At 63.4% G+C, this 20,906-nt stretch carries 18 protein-coding genes; 3 read left to right on the plus strand and 15 right to left on the minus strand.

Annotation, left to right across the window (positions count from 1 at the left end):
- Positions 1-43 precede the first annotated feature (43 nt).
- Together E3O11_RS05880 and E3O11_RS05885 are read left to right on the plus strand one after the other, a co-directional pair.
- Positions 44-724: a DUF3105 domain-containing protein gene (locus E3O11_RS05880; RefSeq protein ID WP_092448346.1), complete on the plus strand. Its 681-nt coding sequence runs from the start codon at positions 44-46 to the stop codon at positions 722-724.
- Between the two features lie 25 nt (positions 725-749).
- Positions 750-1,442 (plus strand): DUF305 domain-containing protein, encoded by a 693-nt coding sequence (locus tag E3O11_RS05885; protein ID WP_092448347.1) that lies wholly within the window; start codon positions 750-752, stop codon positions 1,440-1,442.
- A 101-nt stretch (positions 1,443-1,543) separates the two neighbouring features.
- Here the strand turns inward: E3O11_RS05885 and E3O11_RS05890 are convergent, their stop codons facing one another.
- From E3O11_RS05890 to E3O11_RS05945, 12 genes are all read right to left on the minus strand, one after another.
- A complete protein-coding gene (locus tag E3O11_RS05890; protein WP_166787503.1) occupies positions 1,544-2,341 on the minus strand; it encodes a DUF6454 family protein in 798 nt (265 codons plus the stop codon).
- Complete coding sequence (locus E3O11_RS05895) at positions 2,341-3,891, minus strand: inositol monophosphatase family protein (RefSeq protein ID WP_092448349.1); 1,551 nt, start codon at positions 3,889-3,891, stop codon at positions 2,341-2,343. The genes E3O11_RS05890 and E3O11_RS05895 overlap by 1 nt, the downstream gene beginning before the upstream one ends.
- Positions 3,888-4,964: an ABC transporter ATP-binding protein gene (locus tag E3O11_RS05900; protein ID WP_092448350.1), complete on the minus strand. Its 1,077-nt coding sequence runs from the start codon at positions 4,962-4,964 to the stop codon at positions 3,888-3,890. Before E3O11_RS05900 ends, E3O11_RS05895 begins: the two co-directional genes overlap by 4 nt.
- A gap of 37 nt (positions 4,965-5,001) precedes the next feature.
- Positions 5,002-5,847: an ABC transporter permease gene (locus E3O11_RS05905; RefSeq protein ID WP_241994664.1), complete on the minus strand. Its 846-nt coding sequence runs from the start codon at positions 5,845-5,847 to the stop codon at positions 5,002-5,004.
- Entirely contained in the window at positions 5,847-6,734 is an 888-nt protein-coding gene (locus E3O11_RS05910) for an ABC transporter permease (protein ID WP_233197200.1), read from the minus strand. The genes E3O11_RS05905 and E3O11_RS05910 overlap by 1 nt, the downstream gene beginning before the upstream one ends.
- 50 nt (positions 6,735-6,784) lie before the next feature.
- On the minus strand, positions 6,785-7,942 hold the full coding sequence (locus E3O11_RS05915; protein WP_092448351.1) for an extracellular solute-binding protein: 1,158 nt from the start codon (positions 7,940-7,942) through the stop codon (positions 6,785-6,787).
- Between the two features lie 281 nt (positions 7,943-8,223).
- The gene (locus tag E3O11_RS05920; protein ID WP_369828659.1) at positions 8,224-10,131 is read right to left on the minus strand and encodes an ABC transporter ATP-binding protein; all 1,908 of its coding nucleotides are present in this window, start codon (positions 10,129-10,131) and stop codon (positions 8,224-8,226) included.
- A gap of 103 nt (positions 10,132-10,234) precedes the next feature.
- Positions 10,235-12,214, minus strand: coding sequence for an HAD family hydrolase (locus E3O11_RS05925; protein ID WP_092448352.1), 1,980 nt, complete (start codon positions 12,212-12,214; stop codon positions 10,235-10,237).
- Entirely contained in the window at positions 12,215-13,282 is a 1,068-nt protein-coding gene (locus E3O11_RS05930) for an ABC transporter ATP-binding protein (RefSeq protein WP_092448353.1), read from the minus strand.
- A complete protein-coding gene (locus E3O11_RS05935) occupies positions 13,279-14,145 on the minus strand; it encodes an ABC transporter permease (RefSeq protein ID WP_158251608.1) in 867 nt (288 codons plus the stop codon). The genes E3O11_RS05930 and E3O11_RS05935 overlap by 4 nt, the downstream gene beginning before the upstream one ends.
- Positions 14,142-14,969 (minus strand): ABC transporter permease, encoded by an 828-nt coding sequence (locus E3O11_RS05940; RefSeq protein WP_092448355.1) that lies wholly within the window; start codon positions 14,967-14,969, stop codon positions 14,142-14,144. Before E3O11_RS05940 ends, E3O11_RS05935 begins: the two co-directional genes overlap by 4 nt.
- A gap of 113 nt (positions 14,970-15,082) precedes the next feature.
- On the minus strand, positions 15,083-16,222 hold the full coding sequence (locus E3O11_RS05945; RefSeq protein WP_092448356.1) for an extracellular solute-binding protein: 1,140 nt from the start codon (positions 16,220-16,222) through the stop codon (positions 15,083-15,085).
- Positions 16,223-16,513: 291 nt separating this feature from the next.
- Here E3O11_RS05945 and E3O11_RS05950 point away from each other — a divergent pair, with 291 nt between their 5' ends.
- Complete coding sequence (locus E3O11_RS05950) at positions 16,514-17,245, plus strand: GntR family transcriptional regulator (RefSeq protein ID WP_166787504.1); 732 nt, start codon at positions 16,514-16,516, stop codon at positions 17,243-17,245.
- Positions 17,246-17,309: 64 nt separating this feature from the next.
- Here E3O11_RS05950 and E3O11_RS05955 read toward each other — a convergent pair whose 3' ends face one another.
- The 3 genes from E3O11_RS05955 to E3O11_RS05965 all read right to left on the minus strand — a co-directional run bounded on the left by E3O11_RS05955 (position 17,310) and on the right by E3O11_RS05965 (position 20,865).
- Entirely contained in the window at positions 17,310-18,263 is a 954-nt protein-coding gene (locus tag E3O11_RS05955; RefSeq protein WP_092448358.1) for a carbohydrate ABC transporter permease, read from the minus strand.
- Positions 18,260-19,393 carry a carbohydrate ABC transporter permease gene (locus tag E3O11_RS05960; protein WP_092448359.1) on the minus strand — a complete coding sequence of 378 codons (1,134 nt, stop codon included), beginning with the start codon at positions 19,391-19,393 and terminating at the stop codon, positions 18,260-18,262. Before E3O11_RS05960 ends, E3O11_RS05955 begins: the two co-directional genes overlap by 4 nt.
- A gap of 152 nt (positions 19,394-19,545) precedes the next feature.
- Complete coding sequence (locus E3O11_RS05965) at positions 19,546-20,865, minus strand: ABC transporter substrate-binding protein (RefSeq protein ID WP_092448360.1); 1,320 nt, start codon at positions 20,863-20,865, stop codon at positions 19,546-19,548.
- Positions 20,866-20,906: the final 41 nt, after the last annotated feature.

Here is a 20,906-nt window from a genome sequence, read left to right on the forward strand (position 1 = left end):
ACTGGTACGTTCGATTGGAAGTAGTTCCCACAGAGAGGCCGTCGTGACCCCCCAGCCCGGATCCCCAGTCAATAAAGCGTCGATCAAGGAAGAGCGTGCTGCGAAGCGCGCGAAGAAGCTGGAGGAATATCACCGCCAGCAGAAGCGCAGCAAGCGCAACCGACGGATCGGCATCATTGGTGGGTCGGTCGCCGCGGTCGCTATCATCGCCCTCCTGGTGGCCACTTTTGCGCTCGCCCCGAAAGCGGCGAACTACGCGGGCGGCGGCGCCGGCGATGCGTCGACGATCGACGGCGTGGAGACCTTCACTAACACGGCCGGACACGTCGAAACGGCGGTGACCTACGAGCAGACGCCGCCCGCCGGTGGCGAACACGCCCCGGCCTGGCTCAATTGCGGCGTGTACGATCAGGCGGTTCCGAGCGAGAACGCGGTGCACTCCCTCGAGCACGGCGCAATCTGGGTTACCTATGACCCGGCGATCGCTGACGCCGAGCTCGACCTGCTCAAGACGGCGCTGCCCTCCAGCTACGTCGTGTTGTCGCCCTTCGAGGGAATTCCCGCACCGATCGTGCTGAGCGGTTGGAATGCCCAGCTGCAGATCGACAGCGCAGACGACGCGCGCATCGGTGAATTCTTCACCGAATTCTGGAAGAGCACGAACGTGCCCGAAGACGGCGCCTCCTGCTCGGGCGCAATCGACGCCCCCGGCAAGGTTTCCTAGAGCGCGGGACAGCGTGCAGCCCATAATGCCTGCGCGACCAGCGGATGCCCCACCGTCGCGACCGCGCCGCACCCTGATTCGTGCGATCGCGGCATCCGTTCTGGTGACGGCGCTCGTAGTCGGAGCCGTGGCCTTCTCAATCGGGAGATTGAGCACGATCGTCGACGCGACGCCCGAGACGACGAGCGCCGAGGCCGGCTTCGCGCGGGATATGCAGGAGCACCACAACCAGGGGGTCGAACTCGCCCTGATCATCCGCGATCGGACCGATGATGAACCGGTGCGGCTGCTCGCCTACGACATCGCCACGACGCAGGCCAAGCAGAGCGGGCAGATGTCGGGCTGGCTCGCCGTGTGGGGGCTGCCGCAATTCGCCCCGGAGCCGTCGATGACCTGGATGACTCGGCCTGGCCTCTCCGGCGAGACCCACGACGGACCGCACACGGCCGGTTCCGACGCCGTGCACGTCGCCGGGGAGCCGATGCCCGGGCTCGCGACCGCCGCCGAAATTGCCGCGCTCACCGCGGCCTCCGGGGTCGAAGCTGAACGCCAGTTTCTCGCCATCATGATCACTCACCACCGGGGTGCGATCGAGATGGCCGAGGCGGTGCTGGACCGCAGCACCAACGCGACCGTGCAGTCGTTTGCGACCTCGGTCGTGCTGAGCCAGGAGTCCGAAATCGATCTGATGACCGGGATGCTCGCCGACCGTTCGTAGCCCTCCCCGGTGCGTGACAGGCGCCGGGCCCACCCTGTGAACCGGGGCCCAGCCTATGAACTGGGCCCACGTTCCGGGTCCGGGCCCCGTGCACGATGGCGTCAGGGGGTGGCGCAATAGGTCAGAATTTCGGTGCCGTTGCCTTCGTCGTCGTCGTCGGGGGCCACCCGCATCGTCACGCAGCCCGAGTCGAGCGAGATCGAGAACGGGTTTCGAGTGACCGTGTGCCCGGCCGTCGAGTACAGGCCGATCGGAAATTCCCGAGCGATCGTGCGCTGTGCGGTATCGATGAGTGCCAACCCGCCCAGCTCAAAGGCTCCGGATGCCCCGCTCAGCACCGCGATTCCGCTCGCGGCGATGAGACCCTCACCGAGAAAGCGGCAGTCCTGGTAGTCGATGAACCCGCTCGGATTCGGCCAATACGCGACCAACGCCCCAGCAACAGTCCAGGTGTAGAAGAACCGTGAGCCCCAGCTGGCGCCGTGCACGAGGCCATTCACCCGGTCGCAGACGACCCAGCTCACGTGGTCGGCGACCCGAAAGCGCTCCCGAACCTCGCCGGACGCCGGGTCGATCGTCATAATCATGCTCTGGCCGCCCGGGCGGTATTGCGCCACCGACACCCATACCGAACTGCCGTCGAAGTCGACGCCGCCCGGGTGGTACATCTCGCCGTCGCCCACGATCACATCCCGCTGCAGCGCTCCGCGCTCGTCGATGATGAACACGTGACCCACTCCACGGGTTTCGGCCTGAATCTCCACCGAAGACAGAAAGGTGAGTCCCGCGGCGAAGGCCAGCCCCTGCGGGTGGAAGGTGGCAAAGTCGAGCGGTAACCGGTCGACCAGGTGCCAGGGCGTCTGCCGGTCGAGACCGTCGAGTGCGTCGAGTGCGGGCATCAGCTCGCGCGCACGGCGGCGCGCCACAGGCCATACACTTCCGTCGCGGCCTCGGGGGCGGCAACCACGATGCCGCCGCGCCGAGGAAACGCGTTCGGAATCCCGTCTTCGTCAAGCACGACGCCACCGGCCTCCTGCACGATCAGGGTGCCGGCCAGATGGTCGACGGCGCTGAACTGGCCGATCACCGAGGCGGCTCCCCGTCCGGCGGCGATTCCCACGACGGTCAGCGTGGCTGAGCCCATCACCCGCATGATGCTGAACCGCTCGCCCAGCGCGGTCAGGAGTTCGATCATGCCCGGCCACGGCAGGTGCCCGGCGAGTTCCGTGTGTACGACCCGTCCGGCCAGCGACAGCGGTCCCTCGCCGGCTCGGGGCAGCGCCAGGGCAGCGCCATTGAGCCGGGCGCCCTGCCCGGCCACCGCTTCGAACAGGTCGCCGCGCCAGGGTTCGGACACGACGGCGACGTAGGGAACGTGATCCACCGCCAGGGCGAGTGAAAACGACGTCCACGGAATCAGGTTGGCGTAGTTTGTCGTGCCGTCGACCGGGTCGAGGTACCAGCACGGCACGCCGGCCTGCGCCTCGCCGCCCATCTCTTCGCCGACGAAGTTGTGGCCGGGAAATTTGGCAGCAATCCGCGCGCGAACATGTGCCTCGACGGCAACGTCCACCTCGGTCACGAGGTCGCCTGGGTTCGCCTTGGTCGAAATTGTTCCCTTGTCGGCGGATCGGCTATAGTCCTGCGCCCAGATCGCGAGTTCCCGGGCAATCGCACTGGCCTCGCGCAGCTCGTCCGCCGAGAACGCCGAAACCGCAGAGAAAGCCGCCGGCTCAGGCCCGACGGCCTCGCGCACGGTCTCGGCGAGCAGAGCCAACCGATTGGAGGTCACGGAATCCACGCCCAGCGCGAGCACCCACCGCATGATCGCGGCGCTATCGACCGTCCAGCAGGCGACCCGCAAGCCCAGGGCATGAATGTCGTCCACGAGCTTTCGGCTGAGCACGACATACTCCGCGTTCACAAAATCCGGCCGGAGCTCATCGATCAACTCGAGCGGGGGCGCCTCGCGCCGGTGCCACGGCAGCCAGATGCTAGCCGCAGCATCCAGAGAACGGATGCGCCGCATCCCGGCCAAACTTCCACACCACGCGACGTCCAGGCCGCTTTCTCGCACTACGTCAAAAGCCTGCGCGGCCGGCGCTTCCTCGTCCATGTCGATAAGCAGCAGGGCGGGGGAATCTTCGAACAGCTTCAGCGCGTCTCGCAACAACGGGACACGAAGATCGTCGCCGCCCAACAGGGCGACCTGCGCGTAGGTCAGGTCCGCGATGGCGGCGTCGAAGCCCCACAACCGAAGGAGACTCGCATCGTGCAGCAACACCACCTGGCCGTCACGGGTGACCCGAACATCGACCTCGACGTAGTCCGCCCCCGCCGCAATCGCCGATCGAATCGCTGCGAGGGTATTCTCCCGAAAATTCTGGGAATCCCCGCGGTGAGCGGTGACGGCGGCGACCCGCTGGGCGGCCGCGCTGGGCGCGCTCATGCCGCCACCCCGGCGGCCGTGACGAGCCGGCCCTGCCGAAAGGTAAGCGCCTTCTGGATGGCGGCGTGACCGCGATCGCCGGGCGCCGGTGGCAGCCCGGAGGCGAAGGCGCGAAGAGTGGCGTCATCGCGCTTCAGGTAGATTTCGTGAAAATGCCCGTGGGGCACGACGCGCTCGACGACGGCCGGGCGTGCATCGAATGATGCGTGCAGGGTGAACACCACGTCTTCCGGGCGAATGCCGATGACGTCGTCACCGGGCACGACGGCGCCGTTCACCAGCGAACCTTCGATCCGGTTCAGGCTGCCGATAAAGGTGGCGACGAATTCGGTTTCCGGCCGGGAATACAGCTCGGCCGGGCGGCTGAACTGCTCAATCTTTCCGGCGTTCATCACGGCGATTCGATCGGACATCGACATCGCCTCGTCCTGGTCGTGCGTCACGATCAGCGTCGTGATGCCCAGGCGCTGCTGAATTTCACGGATGTCCTCACGCACTTTCACCCGCAGCTTCGCGTCCAGGTTGCTGAGCGGTTCGTCCAGCAACAGCAGCTCCGGCTCCTGCACCAGGGCGCGCGCCAGGGCAACGCGCTGCTGCTCACCCCCGGAGATGCGGGCCGGACGTGAGTTTTTGTGGTGCAGCAGGTTGACCAGCGCGAGGGCAGCATCCACTCGCTGCTCGATCTCTTTTTTGCCGAGTCGACGCAGTTTGAGGGGGAAGCCAACGTTCTTCACGACCGTCATGTGCGGCCACAGCGCATAGTTCTGAAACACCATGGCACTGGGCCGTTTCTCGGCACCGAGGGCGGACACCTCGCGGTCGTGCACCTGGATCGAGCCGGCGTCGGGCGCGAGGAATCCGGCGATCATGCGCAGGGTCGTGGTTTTTCCACAGCCGGAGGGGCCAAGCAGGGAGACCAGCTCCCCGTCCTGCACGGTCAGGTCGAGATTGTCGATGATGGTGCGACCGCCGAGCACCTTGTGGAGGCCGCGCACGCGCAGACCGCGCGAGCCGCCGGCATCCGTTTCACGGTGTGTGGGTGTCGTGGAATGTATTTCTTCGATCAAAGTCATGGTCTTCTCTACACTTCTTGCGATTGCCGGAGCGGAGCTATTTGATTTGGAATCCCTCGGCGAGCGTGCCGCCGACGATGTGCTTGTGCGCCGCCAGCAGCAGGGCGACCGAGGGGATGGCCAGCAGAATGGAGAACACAGCCGCCACCTGATTCGGGTAGTTGAGCACTAGGGTGTACATCTGCGTTGGCATGGTCATAATGTCGGGTGCGCCAATGAGATAGGTCCCCTGCGCCTCGTCGAACGACGCCAGAAACGACATCACCGCGGCCACCAAAATTCCGGGCAGGGCCAGGGGAAAGGTCACGCTGAGGAACACTTGCAGTTTCGAGGCCCCGGCGTCGCGCGCGGCTTCCTCGAGACTGCGTGGCACCGCGGCGAAGGCCGCAGCGGGAATCCAGGTCATGAACACTACGGTTCCCAAAACGTGCACTATCAACACGCCCAGCACGGTGCTCATTAGGTTGAACGCGTAAAACAGCGAGGCGATGGTGACGTACAGACCCATTTTCGGGAAGGCGTTGAGGGCGAACAGCCCGATCAGAAAGGTTCGCCGACCCCAGAATTCGTAGCGCGCGAAAGCATACGCGGCCGGCAGACAGATGCAGGCCGACACCAGCACGGTCAACGCGGCGAGCGCGAGCGAATTCTGCACCGCACGGCCGAGCGTTTCGTCGCCGAGCACCACGCTCCACCAGCGCAGGGTCCAGCCGTCCGGGCCGAGGTTGGGGAAGGTCCAGGATTCGGCAAATGCTCGAATGCCCAGCCAGGCCAGCGGGCCGAGAATGAAAACGACCATGAGGACGAAAAAGAGCCCGCTGAGCGGACCGCTGAAGTTGAGCCGCGCTGCGTCCTGGCGCGCGCGCTTGGTGACCATCGTCATCAGACTTTCCCCTGATCCTTTGCTGATCGAAAGTTGGCCCAGACATACGCTGCAGCGATACCGGATGCGATCACAAAGACGATGAAGGCCATCACGACGGATTGCTGCGGCTGGTTGAAGGCCGAGAAATAGTTGGACATGCTCACGCCGAGCATGTTGGGCGCATTGGGCCCGGTGAAGTACGGCACCGTGAAGGAGCCGACCACGCCGATCGCGGTGAACGTGACCGCGATCAAGATCGGTACGAAGGCCATGGGAATGAGAATGGATACGACAATGCGCAGAAACCCGGCACCGGCGTCCCGCGCCGCTTCGATCATGGCGTTGGGAATGGCCTGCAGGCCGGAGGTGATCATGAGTACCGCGAACGGCAGCGAGGTCCACACAGATCCGATCACCACGGCGACCATGGTGAAGGCCCACACCGGTGCCTCGACACCGAACTGCGCAAAGACGCTGCGCACGAAGCCGTCACCGGAGTAGAACGTGACGATTGCCCAGGAGGCGATGACCACCGGGATGAACAGCGGGATGATCGCCAGACCGGACAGCAGCCGGGCCATCCGTCCGTCACGGAGCTTGAGGAACAGCCCGATGCCCAGAGCCAGAAAAATGACGATGACCGTGCTGAGCGCTGTCACGCCGACGGTGACCGAGAGGTCTCGCAGGATGCGGGAGTTCGAGAGCACCTCGATATAGGCCGCCGGTGTTCCCCACCAATTCTCGGCTTCGTGCACGTTCAGGCCGATCGAGGCGATCACGTGGTTCAGGCCACCGGTCAGGCCGATGCTGAACGCAAATGCCAGGACGATCGGGAATCCCACGAACAGCAGAATCAAAATGATCGGGGGAAGGGCAAGGAAGAAGCCCAACGGGCGACGCGCCACAGCCGGGGTGGCTATGGCGCGTCGCTTTGAGCCCCGGGTCGGGGCGAGAGTCACTGTCCCGGAACTTCCTGATCCCACAGGTTGCTCAAGTCACTGCCCATCTGAGAGAAGTAGCCCTTGCGCAGGTTGCCGGTATCGGCATCCTCGAACTCGTTCTGGATGTCGGCCGAAAGCAGGTCGAGGCTGATTGCCGGGAAGCCGGCGATCTCGTTCACGATCATTTCCTGAGCGTCGGGGGTCAGGACGAAGTTGGCGAGCTTGAGCGCACCCTCCTGGCGGGGGCTGGCAGCCGGAACGCCGAGGTAGGCTGCGCTTCCGGTGAAGGACGGGTCGGCGATCTGCGTGTAGTTCACGGACTCGCCAATCGCGCCGTTCTTCTTGCCGGAGATGAACATGTCGGACCAGACCGGCGCCATCGAGATTTCACCGCTCGCCAGCAGGTCCAGCGTCTGCTGGTTGCCGTTGGGGTAGAAACCATTCTGGTAGATGTACGGGTTCAGGCTGCGGAGTGTTTCGAACCCTTCGGTCCACTCGCTTTCCAGTTCCTTCTCGTAGCCGACGGTCATTTTTGCGCGGGCATCCTCAGAAACGTACTTGTCGAGGACCGTCGCGACGAAGGCCGAGCCGGATCCGCCGGACTTCGGGGAGTTGTAGGTGAATTCGCCCGGGTTCGCCTCAATCCATGCCAGCAGCTCGTCGAGGGTCTTCGGCGGTGTCGGGATGGTGGCGGTGTCGTATGCCAGCAGAACGACGGAGCCGCGGTAGGCGATCCCGCCGGCACCACCGGCCTCGACGACGTCACCCGGAATGTCATTGAAGGCAGGAATTTCGTCCGCGGTCATCGGCGTCAGCAGTCCGGCCTCGGCGGCCATGGGCACGAATCCGCCGTCAACGAGGTCGAAGCCCGGGTCCTTTTCCTGCTCCGTGGCACTCGTCAGCTTGGCCATCGTCTGGGCATCGTGCTCGCCGTGCAGATCGAGGTTGACCGCGACGGTGTAACCGGGGTTCTCCTCTTCGAAGGCGGGAATGAGGTGGTCTTCCCACAGCGCCTGGATGTTTTCACCGCCACTGATGAGTACCGTGAGGGCCTGATCGGCCGACCCATCGGTGTCCAGCGATGTTGCGGCGCTGCTCTGCACGCATCCGGCTAAGGCCAGGATCGCGACTGATGCTACGGCTGTGGCGGCAAGGAGTCGAGTTTTTTTCATTACTGTCCGTCTGCTATTTGGGCGATGGGTAAGCCCCAATGTGGAGCACACCGATCTTCCAAAATGCGGGTGACCAGCACATTGCCCGAAGGTAAACAGGAAACGTTGCCCCGTCGACGCGAAAGTGAACAGGGGTGTGTGGTGTCGCGCGAACCGGGCCCACCCTCGGGAACCGGGCCCACCCTCGGGAACCGGGCCCACCCTCGGGAACCGGGCCCACCCTCGGGAACCGGGCCCATGATCTATCATGGGCCCCCTTCCCCGGCCTGGGCCCGGGAAGTTTAGGAGGTGGGGCTCGACGTGATTTGGCGGGCGTAGAGAGACGCGTAGACGGCGCCTCGGGCCAGCAGTTCGGCATGGGTGCCACGCTCGACGATGCGGCCGGCGTCGACGACGAAGATCACGTCGGCGTCGACGATCGTCGACAGGCGGTGGGCGATCGCGATGGTCGTGCGGCCGTGACTGGCCGTGTCGAGTGCGGCCTGCACGACGCTCTCCGAGATGGAGTCGAGCGCGCTCGTGGCCTCGTCAAGAATGAGTACCGGCGGGTCCTTCAGCAGCACCCGGGCAATAGCGATGCGCTGTTTCTCGCCGCCGGACAGCCGGTAGCCGCGCTCCCCCACCATGGTGTCGTACTTCGCCGGAAAGGAGTCGATCGTGTCGTGGATGTTGGCGGCGCGCGCTGCGGTGACCAGCTCGGCATCCGTTGCCTCGGGTTTCGCGTAACGCAGGTTCTCGGCGATAGTCGCGTGAAACAGGTAGGTTTCCTGGCTGACGATGCCGATGTGCGATACGAGTGACTCCTGCTGCAGGTCCCGCACGTCGACCCCGGAGAACATCACCCGGCCGGCCGAGACCTCGTAAAAGCGCGGAATAAGGTAGGAAACCGTGGTTTTGCCGGCGCCGGACGGCCCGACAAAGGCCGCGAACTGGCCCGGCTCGATTGTCAGGGACACGTCGTCGAGGGTCGGGCGGGCGTCGCCGCCGGCATCCGGGTAGGCGAACCGTACCCGGTCGAACTCGACCCGGCCCCGATCGGTGCCGGCCGTCGGCACGAGCACCGCGTCGGGCTTGTCGCTGATCGCCGGCTTCAGGTCGAGGTATTCAAAGATGCGCGCAAACAGTGCTGACGAGGTTTGCAGGTCGAGGGCGACCCGCATGAGTCCGAGCAGCGGAAAGATCAGCCGGGACTGCACGGTCGTGAAGGCCACGATCGTACCGGGGGTGATCTCGGTGGTTCCGTTGAACACGAGCGCACCGGCCACGAGGTAGACGATCGCGGGAATCGCCGACAGGAACACGCTCACGGTGGCGAAGAACCACTGGCCGCTCATCTGCTGGCTCACCTGCAGCCGCACCTGGTTGCGGTTCTCCTGCGCATACCGATCGATCTCGTTCTGCTGCCGGGTGAAGCTCTTGGAGAGCAGAATTCCCGACACGCTCAGTGTCTCCTGGGTGATCGCGGTCATGTCCGAGAGCGATTCCTGGGTCTTACCGGCGATGCGCGCCCGCACCTGCCCGACCCGGCGCTGGGCGAACACCAGAACCGGCATCAGCACGACCGCCACGATGGTCAACTGCCAGTTGAGCAGCAGCATCGCCACGAACGCCGCGATAACCGTGACCGTGTTGCCCAGGATGCTGGAAATCGTGTTGGTCAGCACCGTCGCGACACCGCCGACATCGTTTTGCAGCCGCGACTGAATCACGCCGGTCTTGGTCTTGGTGAAGAAGCTCAGTTCCATAGCCTGCAGGTGCGTGAACAGGCGCACCCGCAGGGCGCCCATCACCTTGTTGCCGACGCTCGCGGTGAGCCAGGTTTGCCAGACGCCGAGCAGCGCGTTGACCAGAAAAACACCGAGCATGAGCGCCACGAGAACGCCAAGCACCGAGAGGTTCGGGGTGTCGCCGGGCGGAAAGAGGCCGTCGTCGAAGGCCCGCTGGGTGAGGAGCGGCGGCACGACCGAGAGGGCTGCGCTGATCAGAACGAGTACGACCGTGACGATGAGTGTGTTGCGGTGCGGCGCGAACAGATCGGTGATGCGGGCGAGCAGGTGCGGGATGCGCGGGGCGAGCGCGTTCTCGGCGCGCTGCGCCGCGGTATCCGCTCCACTGACTCGCTTGCGGGGGCGCTCCACGCCCGCCTGCTGCCGCGGGCCGTGGCCAGGGGCCCCGTGCATTCCACTCATGCACTTACTCTAAACGCAGCTGTGGACTACTTTTTCGGTCGGCAGCAAAGCAGCGCACACCACGCCGCGAGGCGGATGTCCCGACTCGGCCCAGGAACCTCCGTCAATTCCAGTGCAACCGGGCCACGACAGCTGCGTGATCGGTCGGCCACGCATTCTCAAGGTGGTGGCCTAGAACGCTCGCACCCAGGCCAACTTGGCGGTTTTCACCGATGCGGCGCTTTGGGGGTGCCTCGCTCTCTGCCTCACCGGCTACGGTATAGGCCGCTACGGCGCGCGCGCCCCGGCTAAAGATGAAGTCAATCCGGTCCCGAGGTTCCTCATCGGATGGGATGATCGGCGACCAGGTGTGCCCGGGCGCGACACCAACATTCGGATGAACGACTCGAAATGCATCGGCGTACCCCGCGACCTCGAGCATGCGTGAAGTGGGCCACTCGACAGTATTGGCGCGGTGTCCCGGCTTCCAGTCCAGATGCGAGGGCACGTTGAAATCACCCATGATGAGAATGGAATCCTGTGCAGACACAACGCCCTCGCGCTCGAGCCGGCCCTGTTCAGACAAGATTTTCGCGAGCTCGCCTGTGCGTCGGCGTTCGCCCCGGCTGGCGAGGGTATAGCGCGCAGGAATGCGCGCATCATCGGCCGTATAGGGGCCGTAGTCCGAGTGCCACAGGTGCGCTGACCACACCGTGACGGCGCCGGTCGGTGTGAAAACGGTGGCACAGGTTGCGAAGGGATCGGTCTCGGTCTGATGAAGCGACAGTGGATACGGACTTATCACCGCGGTGTCATGACCCTGTTGCGCGATATTCCACCCCATCGCCGCCGCCAACCGACGGCCATGATCCCCGAAAGACTCCTGCAGGGCCACGATCGAGTGGGAAGATTCCCGAAGGTACGCGACCTGCTTGGCGTGGCCGTCGTTGGAGTGGCATCCGCCAAACCAGAGATTCCAGGTCATGGCGGTCACACCCTGCTCCGGCGATTCCGGAGTGAACGTAGCGGGCGCCGCTGTCTGAGGAGCTGCGGACTGCGCCACTGGCACGGTTGTCCGCACGGTGAATTCACCGGTCCGCCCATTCCATTCCGGTACTAAACCATCCATCACCAGCAGAAAACGATAGGTCCCGTCGGGCAGGTGGGCCAGATCTATTGAAAGTGATTCCCTATTGTTGGGCACGGATGCCGATGCCACGGGTAGACCTGCCGGCAGCTCGTTCCACAGACAGTCACTCTGGGCATAAACCTGCACCCGCGCCGTTTGTTCGGCCGGATATTGGCACTGCACGGTCAAAGTCGACGTCGCCGCGTCGAAGGAGCCCCCGACGAAAGTGTACGGCCCGACCTGCGCGGGCTTCTCCCGTTCCAAGATACGGGCCCAATCGACGAGTTCTTCTTCGAGCAGAGTGGTGTGCCGCACGTGGCAGTTGAGGACCACTTTCGGGTCAGCGTTGACGCCGACAACGAGCAGGCCGGCACTCATAGCAGCCAACGCCCCCACCGCCGAGTCTTCAAAGGCGACGGCTGTCTCGGCGGTTACCAATGGATCGAGTTCGTGCAGTTTGCGGAGGGCAGCCACGTACAGCTCGGGAGCGGGTTTGCCCGCCGACACCTCATCCCGGGCGACGGAACACGTGATCAAGTCCCGCACACCGATACGTTCCAGAATCTGGTCGAGCAGCGCACGCGGACTGTTTGACGCGACCGCGACGGGGAATCGTGACGCGAGTTCACTCACCAGGGCCACAGCTCCCGGCATCGCGGTCGCCTCCTGGGCGATGAGGGATTGAAATTCTTCGGACAGCGACACCTCCAATTTGTTTACCGAGGGGGTCGGAAGCCCGGCAGCGGCGAGGATCGTCACGAGCTGCACGGCCACGTCGTCTATTGCGCCACCCCGAAAACCGGCCAGGTCGGTCAGGGTTGTGCCGCGCTCGTTCGCGCACGCAGCCACGGCACGCAACCAGAGGTCCTCGGTGTCCGCGAGTAGTCCGTCGCAGTCAAAAATAATCGCAGATGCTGCGCCCGGCAGCAAGCTCGCGCTCACGTCAATGCTGGTGTTAAGAAATTGGGCTTGCATTTATGCCTCCATCCGAAGCGCCGGGCGCCCCGTAAGTCGAACCCGAACTCTCAGGCCGATCGCTAATTTGGCTGCGCTAGCCGAGGGAACGTCGACCTTGATCTCGGAACTTCCGTGACTAATGTCACCCTCGATCTTGGCCGTGATGCGAGTCGTCGCACCGCGGTAAACGTGGGAAATGATGTGGGCAGATCCGCGCTCGGACGCCTCCAGCATGAGCAATTCGGGCCGCACATAAAGCAAATCACGATCGCCATCACGGTGGGGCGTCCAGAGCTCGGGGACGGCCGCGCCGCGGGCGACGGCGAGCTGGTTCGTCGTACCAACGAAGCGAGCAACGAAATCAGTGCTCGGTTGGTCGTAGAGAACCCCCGGCTGGTCAATCTGTTCGATTCCACCGCCCCGCATGACCGCCACCCGATCGGCCATCGCTAGCGCTTCATCCTGGTCATGGGTGACAAAGAGCATTGTGATCCCGAGCCGGAGTTGCAGGTTGCGAATCTCCTCCCGAAGTGAGGCGCGCACCCTGGCATCCAGAGCCGACAGGGGTTCATCCAAGAGCAGCACCCGAGGCTCAACGGCGAGCGCTCGTGCGAGCGCGACGCGCTGTTGTTGTCCGCCGGAAAGTTGAGCCGGAAACCGATCTGCGAAACCGGGCAGCCCGACCAGCTCAAGCAAAGAGGTCAGTTTCGCTACCCGCTTGGCCTTGCCTTCGCGTCGCACGACGAGTCCGAACGATACGTTGTCGGCCACACTGAGGTTGGGAAACAGACTGTACGACTGAAACACCATGCCAATGCCGCGCCGGTGGGCCGCAACCTGCAATACATCGCGCCCGTCCACCGTGAGAGTACCGCTCGACGCGGTCTCGAACCCGGCAAGAATTCGCAGCGCTGTTGTTTTTCCGCAGCCAGAAGGGCCGAGCAGTGCAACAAATTCCCCGGGTTCGACAGTGAGGTCAAGGCCAGTGAGCACGGTAGTATCACCAAATTTCTTGCTCACCGAGGTGTACTCGATACGCGCCCCCGTTGCACTTCGGGGGTGAGCGATTGTTGCTGTAAGCGTCACGATTCGTGTCCTTTCAAGGCCAGGGCGCGCGCGGGAGCTGCCCGTCCGGCGAGTACGGTCATGGCGATCAACAGTGCCCAGGTGAGTGCGTTAATGAGGAGGGACATGGAAATGGACGCGCGAAAATTGGATCCGGCAATTTGGGTGAGCCAAACTGGCAGAGTTCGATAGCCAAGCGTCACCGCCATCGTGAATTCACCCAGGCACAGTGCGATACAGAAGAAGACACAGAAGATTACCGGCCCTTTAATGTTGGGCAGGATGACCCGCCAGAGCACTGTGGCGCCGCTCGCCCCGAGTGAATGTGCGCTCTCGACGAGGGTACGCAGATCAATGGTGCGCAGACCAGCATCGAGCGATCGAAATACGAATGGCAGGGTTAAGACGATGTAGCTGCCGATCAGAACGATAGGCAGGTCGGGGTTTTGCAGCAGCTGGCTGATCTGAGCCGGCACGGAACCGCGACCGAAACTGGCCATGCTGCGCAGCACGGTGACTAATCCGGCCGCTAGAGCGATTGACGGTACGACGAGGGGGATCGTGCAGACGATCTCAATAATGGGGCGCCACCGGGGCGCCTTGAGGTGGAGATACACCATGGTCGGAACCATAATGGCCAGTAGCCCGAAAACGGTCAGAACGGTTATGAGCAGCGTCAGCGAAAGCGCACCGAAAAATCCGGGGTCACGCACCGATTCCAGATACGGCTCAAAGGTGAATCCGATGGTGGGCACGTAGATGCTGAAGGCTAAAGCGCAGAGCATCGGCACCGCAATGTAGAGCGCCACCAAGATGATCAAGGCCCAGCTGAGCCCCGGCGCCACGATACGGATGCCGCGCGCCGCACGCGTCGGCTGCTTCATTGGAACCATCTCAGACTCCGTTTCTGCAGCGGCATGTAGACGAGTAAGACCAGCAGGGCCACGATGATCATGTTGACACCCAGTGCCATCGCCACATTCTCCTGTCCGGCCAAGTTGCCACCGGCCAGTCCACTGTCGATGCGGAGGGTAATGAGGGGTACTCCACCGCCTCCGATCAGGGCCGCGGCCGAGGCGTGGGTCGCGAACGACGCGCCAAAGAGCAGGACAAATCCGGCCAGAATCGCCGGAGTGGCGATCGGCAAGCCGACCTTCTTCCAGAAGTGCCAGCTGGTTGCCCCGACGGAGGCTGCCGCCTCCTTCCACTCCAAGCGCAGGCCGGCCAGGGTGGGCAAAACAACCATGACCATGGTCGGTATCAGAAAATACTGATACATCAGAATGAGTCCGCCGCTGCTGTAGAGGGTGAAACCCAGGTCCGTCAGTGACAGGAGCCCCGTCATGATGCCGGCGTTCCCGACCGCCGCGATGAAGGAGAACGCGAGCGGAACGCCTCCGGAATTGGCCAGCACGCTCGTGAGTACGGTGACCACGGCGGTGAGTTTCTTGGAGCGCGTAGTGAGAATGGCCTGCGCGAGGGCCAGACCGATAATGCCGCCGGTCAGTGCGGCTATCAGGCTAATCTGCAGGCTGTTCTGCATTGCCTCCCAGGACGCCCCCCGGAAACTGGCCACAAAGTTGGCCAGGCTGGGCACGTAGATTCCCGGGTCGTTGACGTCGGCGACTCGAAACGCCGACAGCACGATGCCGCAGACCGGCACGCCCAGAAAAAATGCGATGAAGACTAGGAAAGGGATCAGTCCCATGAACGAGGAGTCGCCTCGGCGCTCGGGCCGAGCGGGCGACGAATGAACGAGATCCGTTGCCCGATCGACCGAATCAGTGCCGGAGGGAGCGTCGCTCCTAGCCACCGTGAGCGTCACGAGGCGACCGCTGCGTCCCACTTCTCAGCCAGGAGCAGGTTGGCGGCGCTGCGCTGGGCTTCGGACGGAAACTCGAAGCCGTTCGTGACGGTAGGGAGCCTATCGGCCGCAGCCGTGTCGACAGTACCGGATTCGACCAGTGCGTCAAAACGCACGGGTCGGGTGTAGCCATTGAGCAGGATATTCTGGCCCTCGTCGGAGTACATGAACTCGATCCAGAGGCGTGCCGCAGCGGGGTGCGGGGCGTCTGCATTGATCGACGCGGCGTAGTAAGACGCCATAGTGCCGTCCGTCGGGATGGCAACTTTAAAATCGACACCAGCTGCGGCAGTGTCATCGGCGGCTGCCAAATTCAGGTAGTCCCAGTTGATAATGATGGGGGTTTCACCGGTTTCCAGCGTTCCAGCGTTGGCCTCGACGGGAATGAGGATGCCGCTCGCCGACAACTCCGCCATGAAGTCGATGCCCGGCTGGATGTCGTCGAGACTGCCGCCCATCGCCATCGCTGCGGCCCAAACCGCGTTGAAGCCGGATTCGCCCTGGGCAGGGTTTCCGGTGAGAGCGACTTTGCCGGCGTACTGTGAATCGTTGAGTTCGGCGAAAGATGTGGGACACACCGCCACCGCCGCCGCGTCACACCCGATGGTGACGTAACCGCCGTATTGGTTCGTCCACCGACCGTCGGTGTCCGTCAGTGCCGGGTCAATGTCAGCAACCGTGGCAGGACGATACTCAGCCAGGAGCCCCTCCGCACTGGCACTGTTGGCAAAGGAAACTCCGGTGTCGAGGTAGTCGAGGGACCGGCTCTGGCCAATGCGATTCTTGATGGCATTGATCTGGTCCTGGCTGGAACCGGCCGAGGTGTCGTTGTCGACTTCAATGCCGTAGGTCGCCGTGAATTCCTCGACCAACACCCCATAGTTTGCCCAGTCCGGATACAGTCCCATGACGTTCAGGGTTCCTTCAGCCTGCGCAGCACTGACAAGGCTGTCCAGCCCCCCACCGGCTTCGACCGATGTCGCGGCGGCCCAGCCTGCGTCCGCGGCAGCGTCAGTGGAGGTGCTAGCACAACCAGACAGGCCAATCGCGCCGACAAGCAGGATTGCGGGCAGGTAACGGCGGTGCGACGTGTTCATTGAAATCCTCTTCAGCCAGAATGATCGTGTACCGGTGGGTCACCGACGGAGACTCCCGAGACAAAAGATCATCGCTCACCCAACTTCTCTAGTGAACTTTGATCTTTGACGTTCGAAGTTCACTAGAGAAGTTGGGCCGGGATGGGTAAATTGAGTGACGAGTAGGTAAACGCTCGGTGAACCCCCAGTGCGTGAGTCCGGTGCGGTCGTCGCACGTTGCGGTGACGCAATACTTTGGACAGTGATCCAGGTTGGGCGCTCAGAGCGCGGCCGTACAGAGTGAGGTTGGGCGTGGCGCGGTATCACGACATTGCAGAAGCCGTTCGAGGCGCAATTACCCGGGGCTTCTATGAGCGCGGAAGTCAGCTGCCCAGCGAACGTGAGCTCTCGGAAGAATTCGACGTTGCTCCCGGTACCATCCGGCAGGCGCTGGGCGAACTCGAAACCGAGGGGGTCCTGGCCTCCCGTCGTGGCAGTCGGCGCACCGTCGTCGGCGAGCCGCGGCCAGCCGCCACGTTCGAAGAATTTCGAAGTTTTGCCCAATGGGCGTCGTCGCGCGGGCGCGTTCCAGCCGGCCACGTCATCTCGGGGGTGTGGCAGGACGCTTCGCCGCTCGACCGCGAGGAACTTCGGCTACCGACAGCCGCTCGCGTGTTCTGCGTTGTGCGGGTACGCCTGCTTGACGGCAGCGCCATCATGGTGGAGCGCACCCGCTACCGGGACTCGGTCGGCGCCGAGGTGGAGCAGATTTCGTCCGACTGCCCGTCGGTGACTGCCTGGCTCGCGGCGACGGCCAACATCACTTTCTCCCGCGCGGAGCACCAGTTTTCCGCCTGCCCCGCAGGGGCGGAAGACGCGCGGCTGCTCAATGTGCGCCGCGGGTCCCCGCTGCTCATGCACAAGCGCGTTAGCTTCAGCCGCGACGGCCTACCTCTGGAGTGGTCAGTCGACCGTTACGTCGCCGGCACCATCAGCCTCGTCGTCGACAACTCCCTCAACGCCAACGCCTTGCGCTGGGCATAACGACCGAGGGCCACCCCGTCGGGGTCGGCCCCGGTAACCATTCACCGGAGATCTGCAGGCCCACCTACCCCTTGGTAGACCCGGCCAGAAGGCCCCGCACAAAGAAGCGTTGCAGGGAGAAGAACACGATCAGCGGCACCAGAATTGACAGGAACGCACCGGCCGTGAGCAGATGCCAGTCCTGGCCGCGGGCGCCGGAGAGTTCGGCGAGCAGCTTGGTCATCGGGGCAACCGCGCCGTCGGCGAAGATTAGCGCCACCAGCAGGTCGTTCCAGACCCACAGAAACTGGAAGATGGCGATCGAGGCGATGGCCGGCATGGTCAGGGGCAACACGATGCGGAAGAAGATCTGCCCGTGGCCAGCGCCATCAACCCGAGCGGCTTCAATGACTTCGGCCGGTATCTCCGAGACGAAGTTGTGCAGCAAATAGATGGCCAGCGGCAGGGCAAACATGGTGTGCGCGATCCAGACCTGCGAGTAGCCGCTGCCCGGGTTGAGCGCCGCGACCACCGGGTAGCCGAAGAGCGTGCCGCCGGAGAAGAACTGCAACAACGGAACGAGCGCCATCTGAATCGGCACGATTTGCAGGGCGAAGACTCCGATGAACATCACGTTCTTGCCGCGAAAATCGATCCAGGCAAAGGCGTAGGCCGCAAGGCTGGCAATCATCAACGGGATGAGCGTGGCCGGGAGAGTGATTGCGATCGAGTTAATGAACGACCCGGCCAGATTGATCTGGCTATTGCCGGCGGCCAGAGCAGTGATGTAGTTGTCGAAGGTGACCCCGGTGTTGGTGAAGATGGTCCACCAGCCGGTGGTGCGCACTTCCTGCGCCGGCCGGAATGACGACACCAGCAGGCCCAAGGTAGGGATAGACCAGAGCACCGCGATGATAAGCGCCCCGATGGTCGCTCCGCGGCTGGTCAACCGCTTCTTGGTCTTGCGGGCGATCGTTGCTTCCGTGCTCCGGGCACTGCGGCGCTTAGTGGTGGCGTCTACCGGAATGACCGCGCTCATCGGATTTCCCTCTGCTTCTTAATCTGGCGGGCGTTATACACAACGATCGGAAGCACCAGCAGGAAGAGCACCAGAGCGAAGGCGGCGGAGCGGCCCTGCTCGAAGTTCTTGAACTGGGTATACATTTCGTTGGCCACGACGCTGGTCTCGTTATTGCCGGCCGTCGTGGTGCGCACAATGTCGAAGACCTTGAGCGAAATAATAGAAATTGTCGTCAGAACTACGACGAGGGCGCCGCGGATGCCCGGAACGGTCACGTTCACGAACTGCTGCCAGGCGTTGGTTCCGTCGAGTTCGGCGGCCTCCATCTGCTCGGTCGGTACGCCTTTAATGGCGGCCGAGAGCACGACCATCGCGAATCCGGTCTGCACCCAGATCAGAATCACGATCAAGAACAGGGTATTGAACGGAGAGAAGGAGAGAAAGTCGACCGGCTGGCCGCCAAACAACACCACGATCTGATTGAGCAGGCCGATCTGCTCCTGATCGGCCGGGCGGGCCGTGTAGACGAAACGCCAGATAATGGATGCCCCCACCAGCGAAATAGCCATCGGCATAAAGACCAGAATTTTGAAGTATTTTTCACCGCGGCTCTTGTCGATGAATACCGCGTAGGCGAGGCCGGCAATGGTCGAGACGGTCGGGACGATGAGCACCCAGACGATCGTGTTGAGCACGATGCGCACGTTTTCGGGCTGGGTGAAGATCCAGACGAAGTTCTCCAGGCCGACGAACCGGTCACCGCGAGCGCTCATGAAGGCCTGCACGGTGGTTTGAATCGTCGGAATGACCAGGCCGATGGCCAGCAGGAGCATGGCGGGAGCGAGAAAACCAACCAGCTGAAATAGGTACCCAGCGCCCTTGCGCGATCGATAGTCGATATAGAAGAAGCCGAGGCCCAACACACCGGCACCGATGATGGCCCAGGTGTAGGAGTTGGCCACCAGCAGAATAATCAGGGGTGCCAGAACGCAGACGGCGAGACGAATGGCCGTGTAGATGCGGCCAGAGCGGGGGGCAACCTCTACAAAGAACAAGATGGCACCGACAACGACACCGAAAGCCAGAATGACGATCGGAACTTGTGCCAGCGCTGGTAATTGCGCCAGCCAGGAGAAGAATGCGGACATCTGAAACCTTTCGAGTACGGCAGTGAACCCTGGTATTCGCTCGACAACCGGTGAAAACGTATACGCAACGTACGCCTGTCACGCACGGTGTGCCGCCCGTTTCTGAAGGCGGGCGGCACACCGTTTCATGCCTGAGTGTTGACTGTTTCAGGCTAGCTCGACGGCCAACCCGCTTCGATGCTGGTGAGCACCTCGCTGGTCGGCGTGCCGTTGATCCAGCTCACCATTCCCTTCCAGAACGTTCCGGCTCCCACGGCACCCGGCATCAGGTCGGAGCCATCGAAACGGAAAGTGGTGTCCGGGTCCTGCAGGATCTTGATCGCTTCCTGCAGGATGGGGCTCGTCGCCTTGCTGGCATCGAGTCCCTTGTTGGCGCTGATCACACCGCCCAGGCCCACCCGGCTGTTGGCCCAGTCGGCGCTGGAAAGGTACTCCAGAACTGCCTGCGTGTCGGCATCGTCGGAGAATGCACCGACGATTTCGCCACCACCGGTAACAGCCTGGCCGCCCGCCTCAACGGACGGGGTGATGAAAGCCCAGACGTCAGCATCGGGACCGACCTCGCCACCGGCATCCGTGATGAAACCATCAAAGAACGATGCCTGGTGGGTCATCGCACAGGTTCCGTCAGAGACCGGGATGGCAACGTCACCGAAGGGGGTGCTGTTGATCGATGCAACGTCGCCGTAGGTGGCATTGACAAAGGCCGGGTTGAGCAAAATTTCGCCCACCGAGTCGAAGGCCGACGCGATGGCCGGGTCGGTGAAGGGAATCTCGTTGGCGACCCACTTGTCGTAGGTCTCGGCTCCGGCCTCGCGCAGCACCAGGTCTTCGACCCAGTCGGTTCCCGGCCAGCCGGTGGCGTCGCCAGAGCCGAAGCCCGCGCACCATGGGGCCGCGCCGGTCTTTTCCTGGATGGTCTGGGTAACGGCGAGCAGCTCGTCCCACGTCGTGGGCACTTCAACGCCCCACTCCGCAAACTTCGCCGGCGAGTACCAGACAAAACCCTTGACGCTCGCCATGAGGGGGGCGCCGTAGAAGACGTCGTCGACCGTGCCGTAGGCCTTCCAGTCGGCCGACCAGTTCTCGTCGGCGTTCGCCTCGACGGCCGCCGGGGCGGGCTTCAGGAAGTCGCGGGAGGCCAGGTCCTTCATGAGGCCGGGCTGCGGGAAAATCGCGATATCGGGGGCATTGCCACCCTGGGCGCGAATGGAGATCTGCGACTCGAACTCCTTCGACGATTCGTACTGAATGTCGATGTTGTTGTCTGCTGCCCAGCCGGCCCAGGACTCTTCGAGCAGCTTGGCCTCGGTGTCGGCGATCGTGCCATAGATGGTGACAACGCCGTCGCCCTCGGCGCCAGCCTCATTGGTGGTAGCTCCCGGGCCGCCGGAGCAAGCGCTTAGGGCCAGACCCGCGATCGCCGCCAGGGCGAGCGGTGCTGTAATTCGACGGTGCAGGGAAGACCGCATCTTGTTTCTCCTCATTGAGTGGTGCTTGGTCGAGTGGTGGT

This window comes from Cryobacterium levicorallinum (assembly GCF_004402405.1).
Lineage (GTDB): Bacteria > Actinomycetota > Actinomycetes > Actinomycetales > Microbacteriaceae > Cryobacterium > Cryobacterium levicorallinum.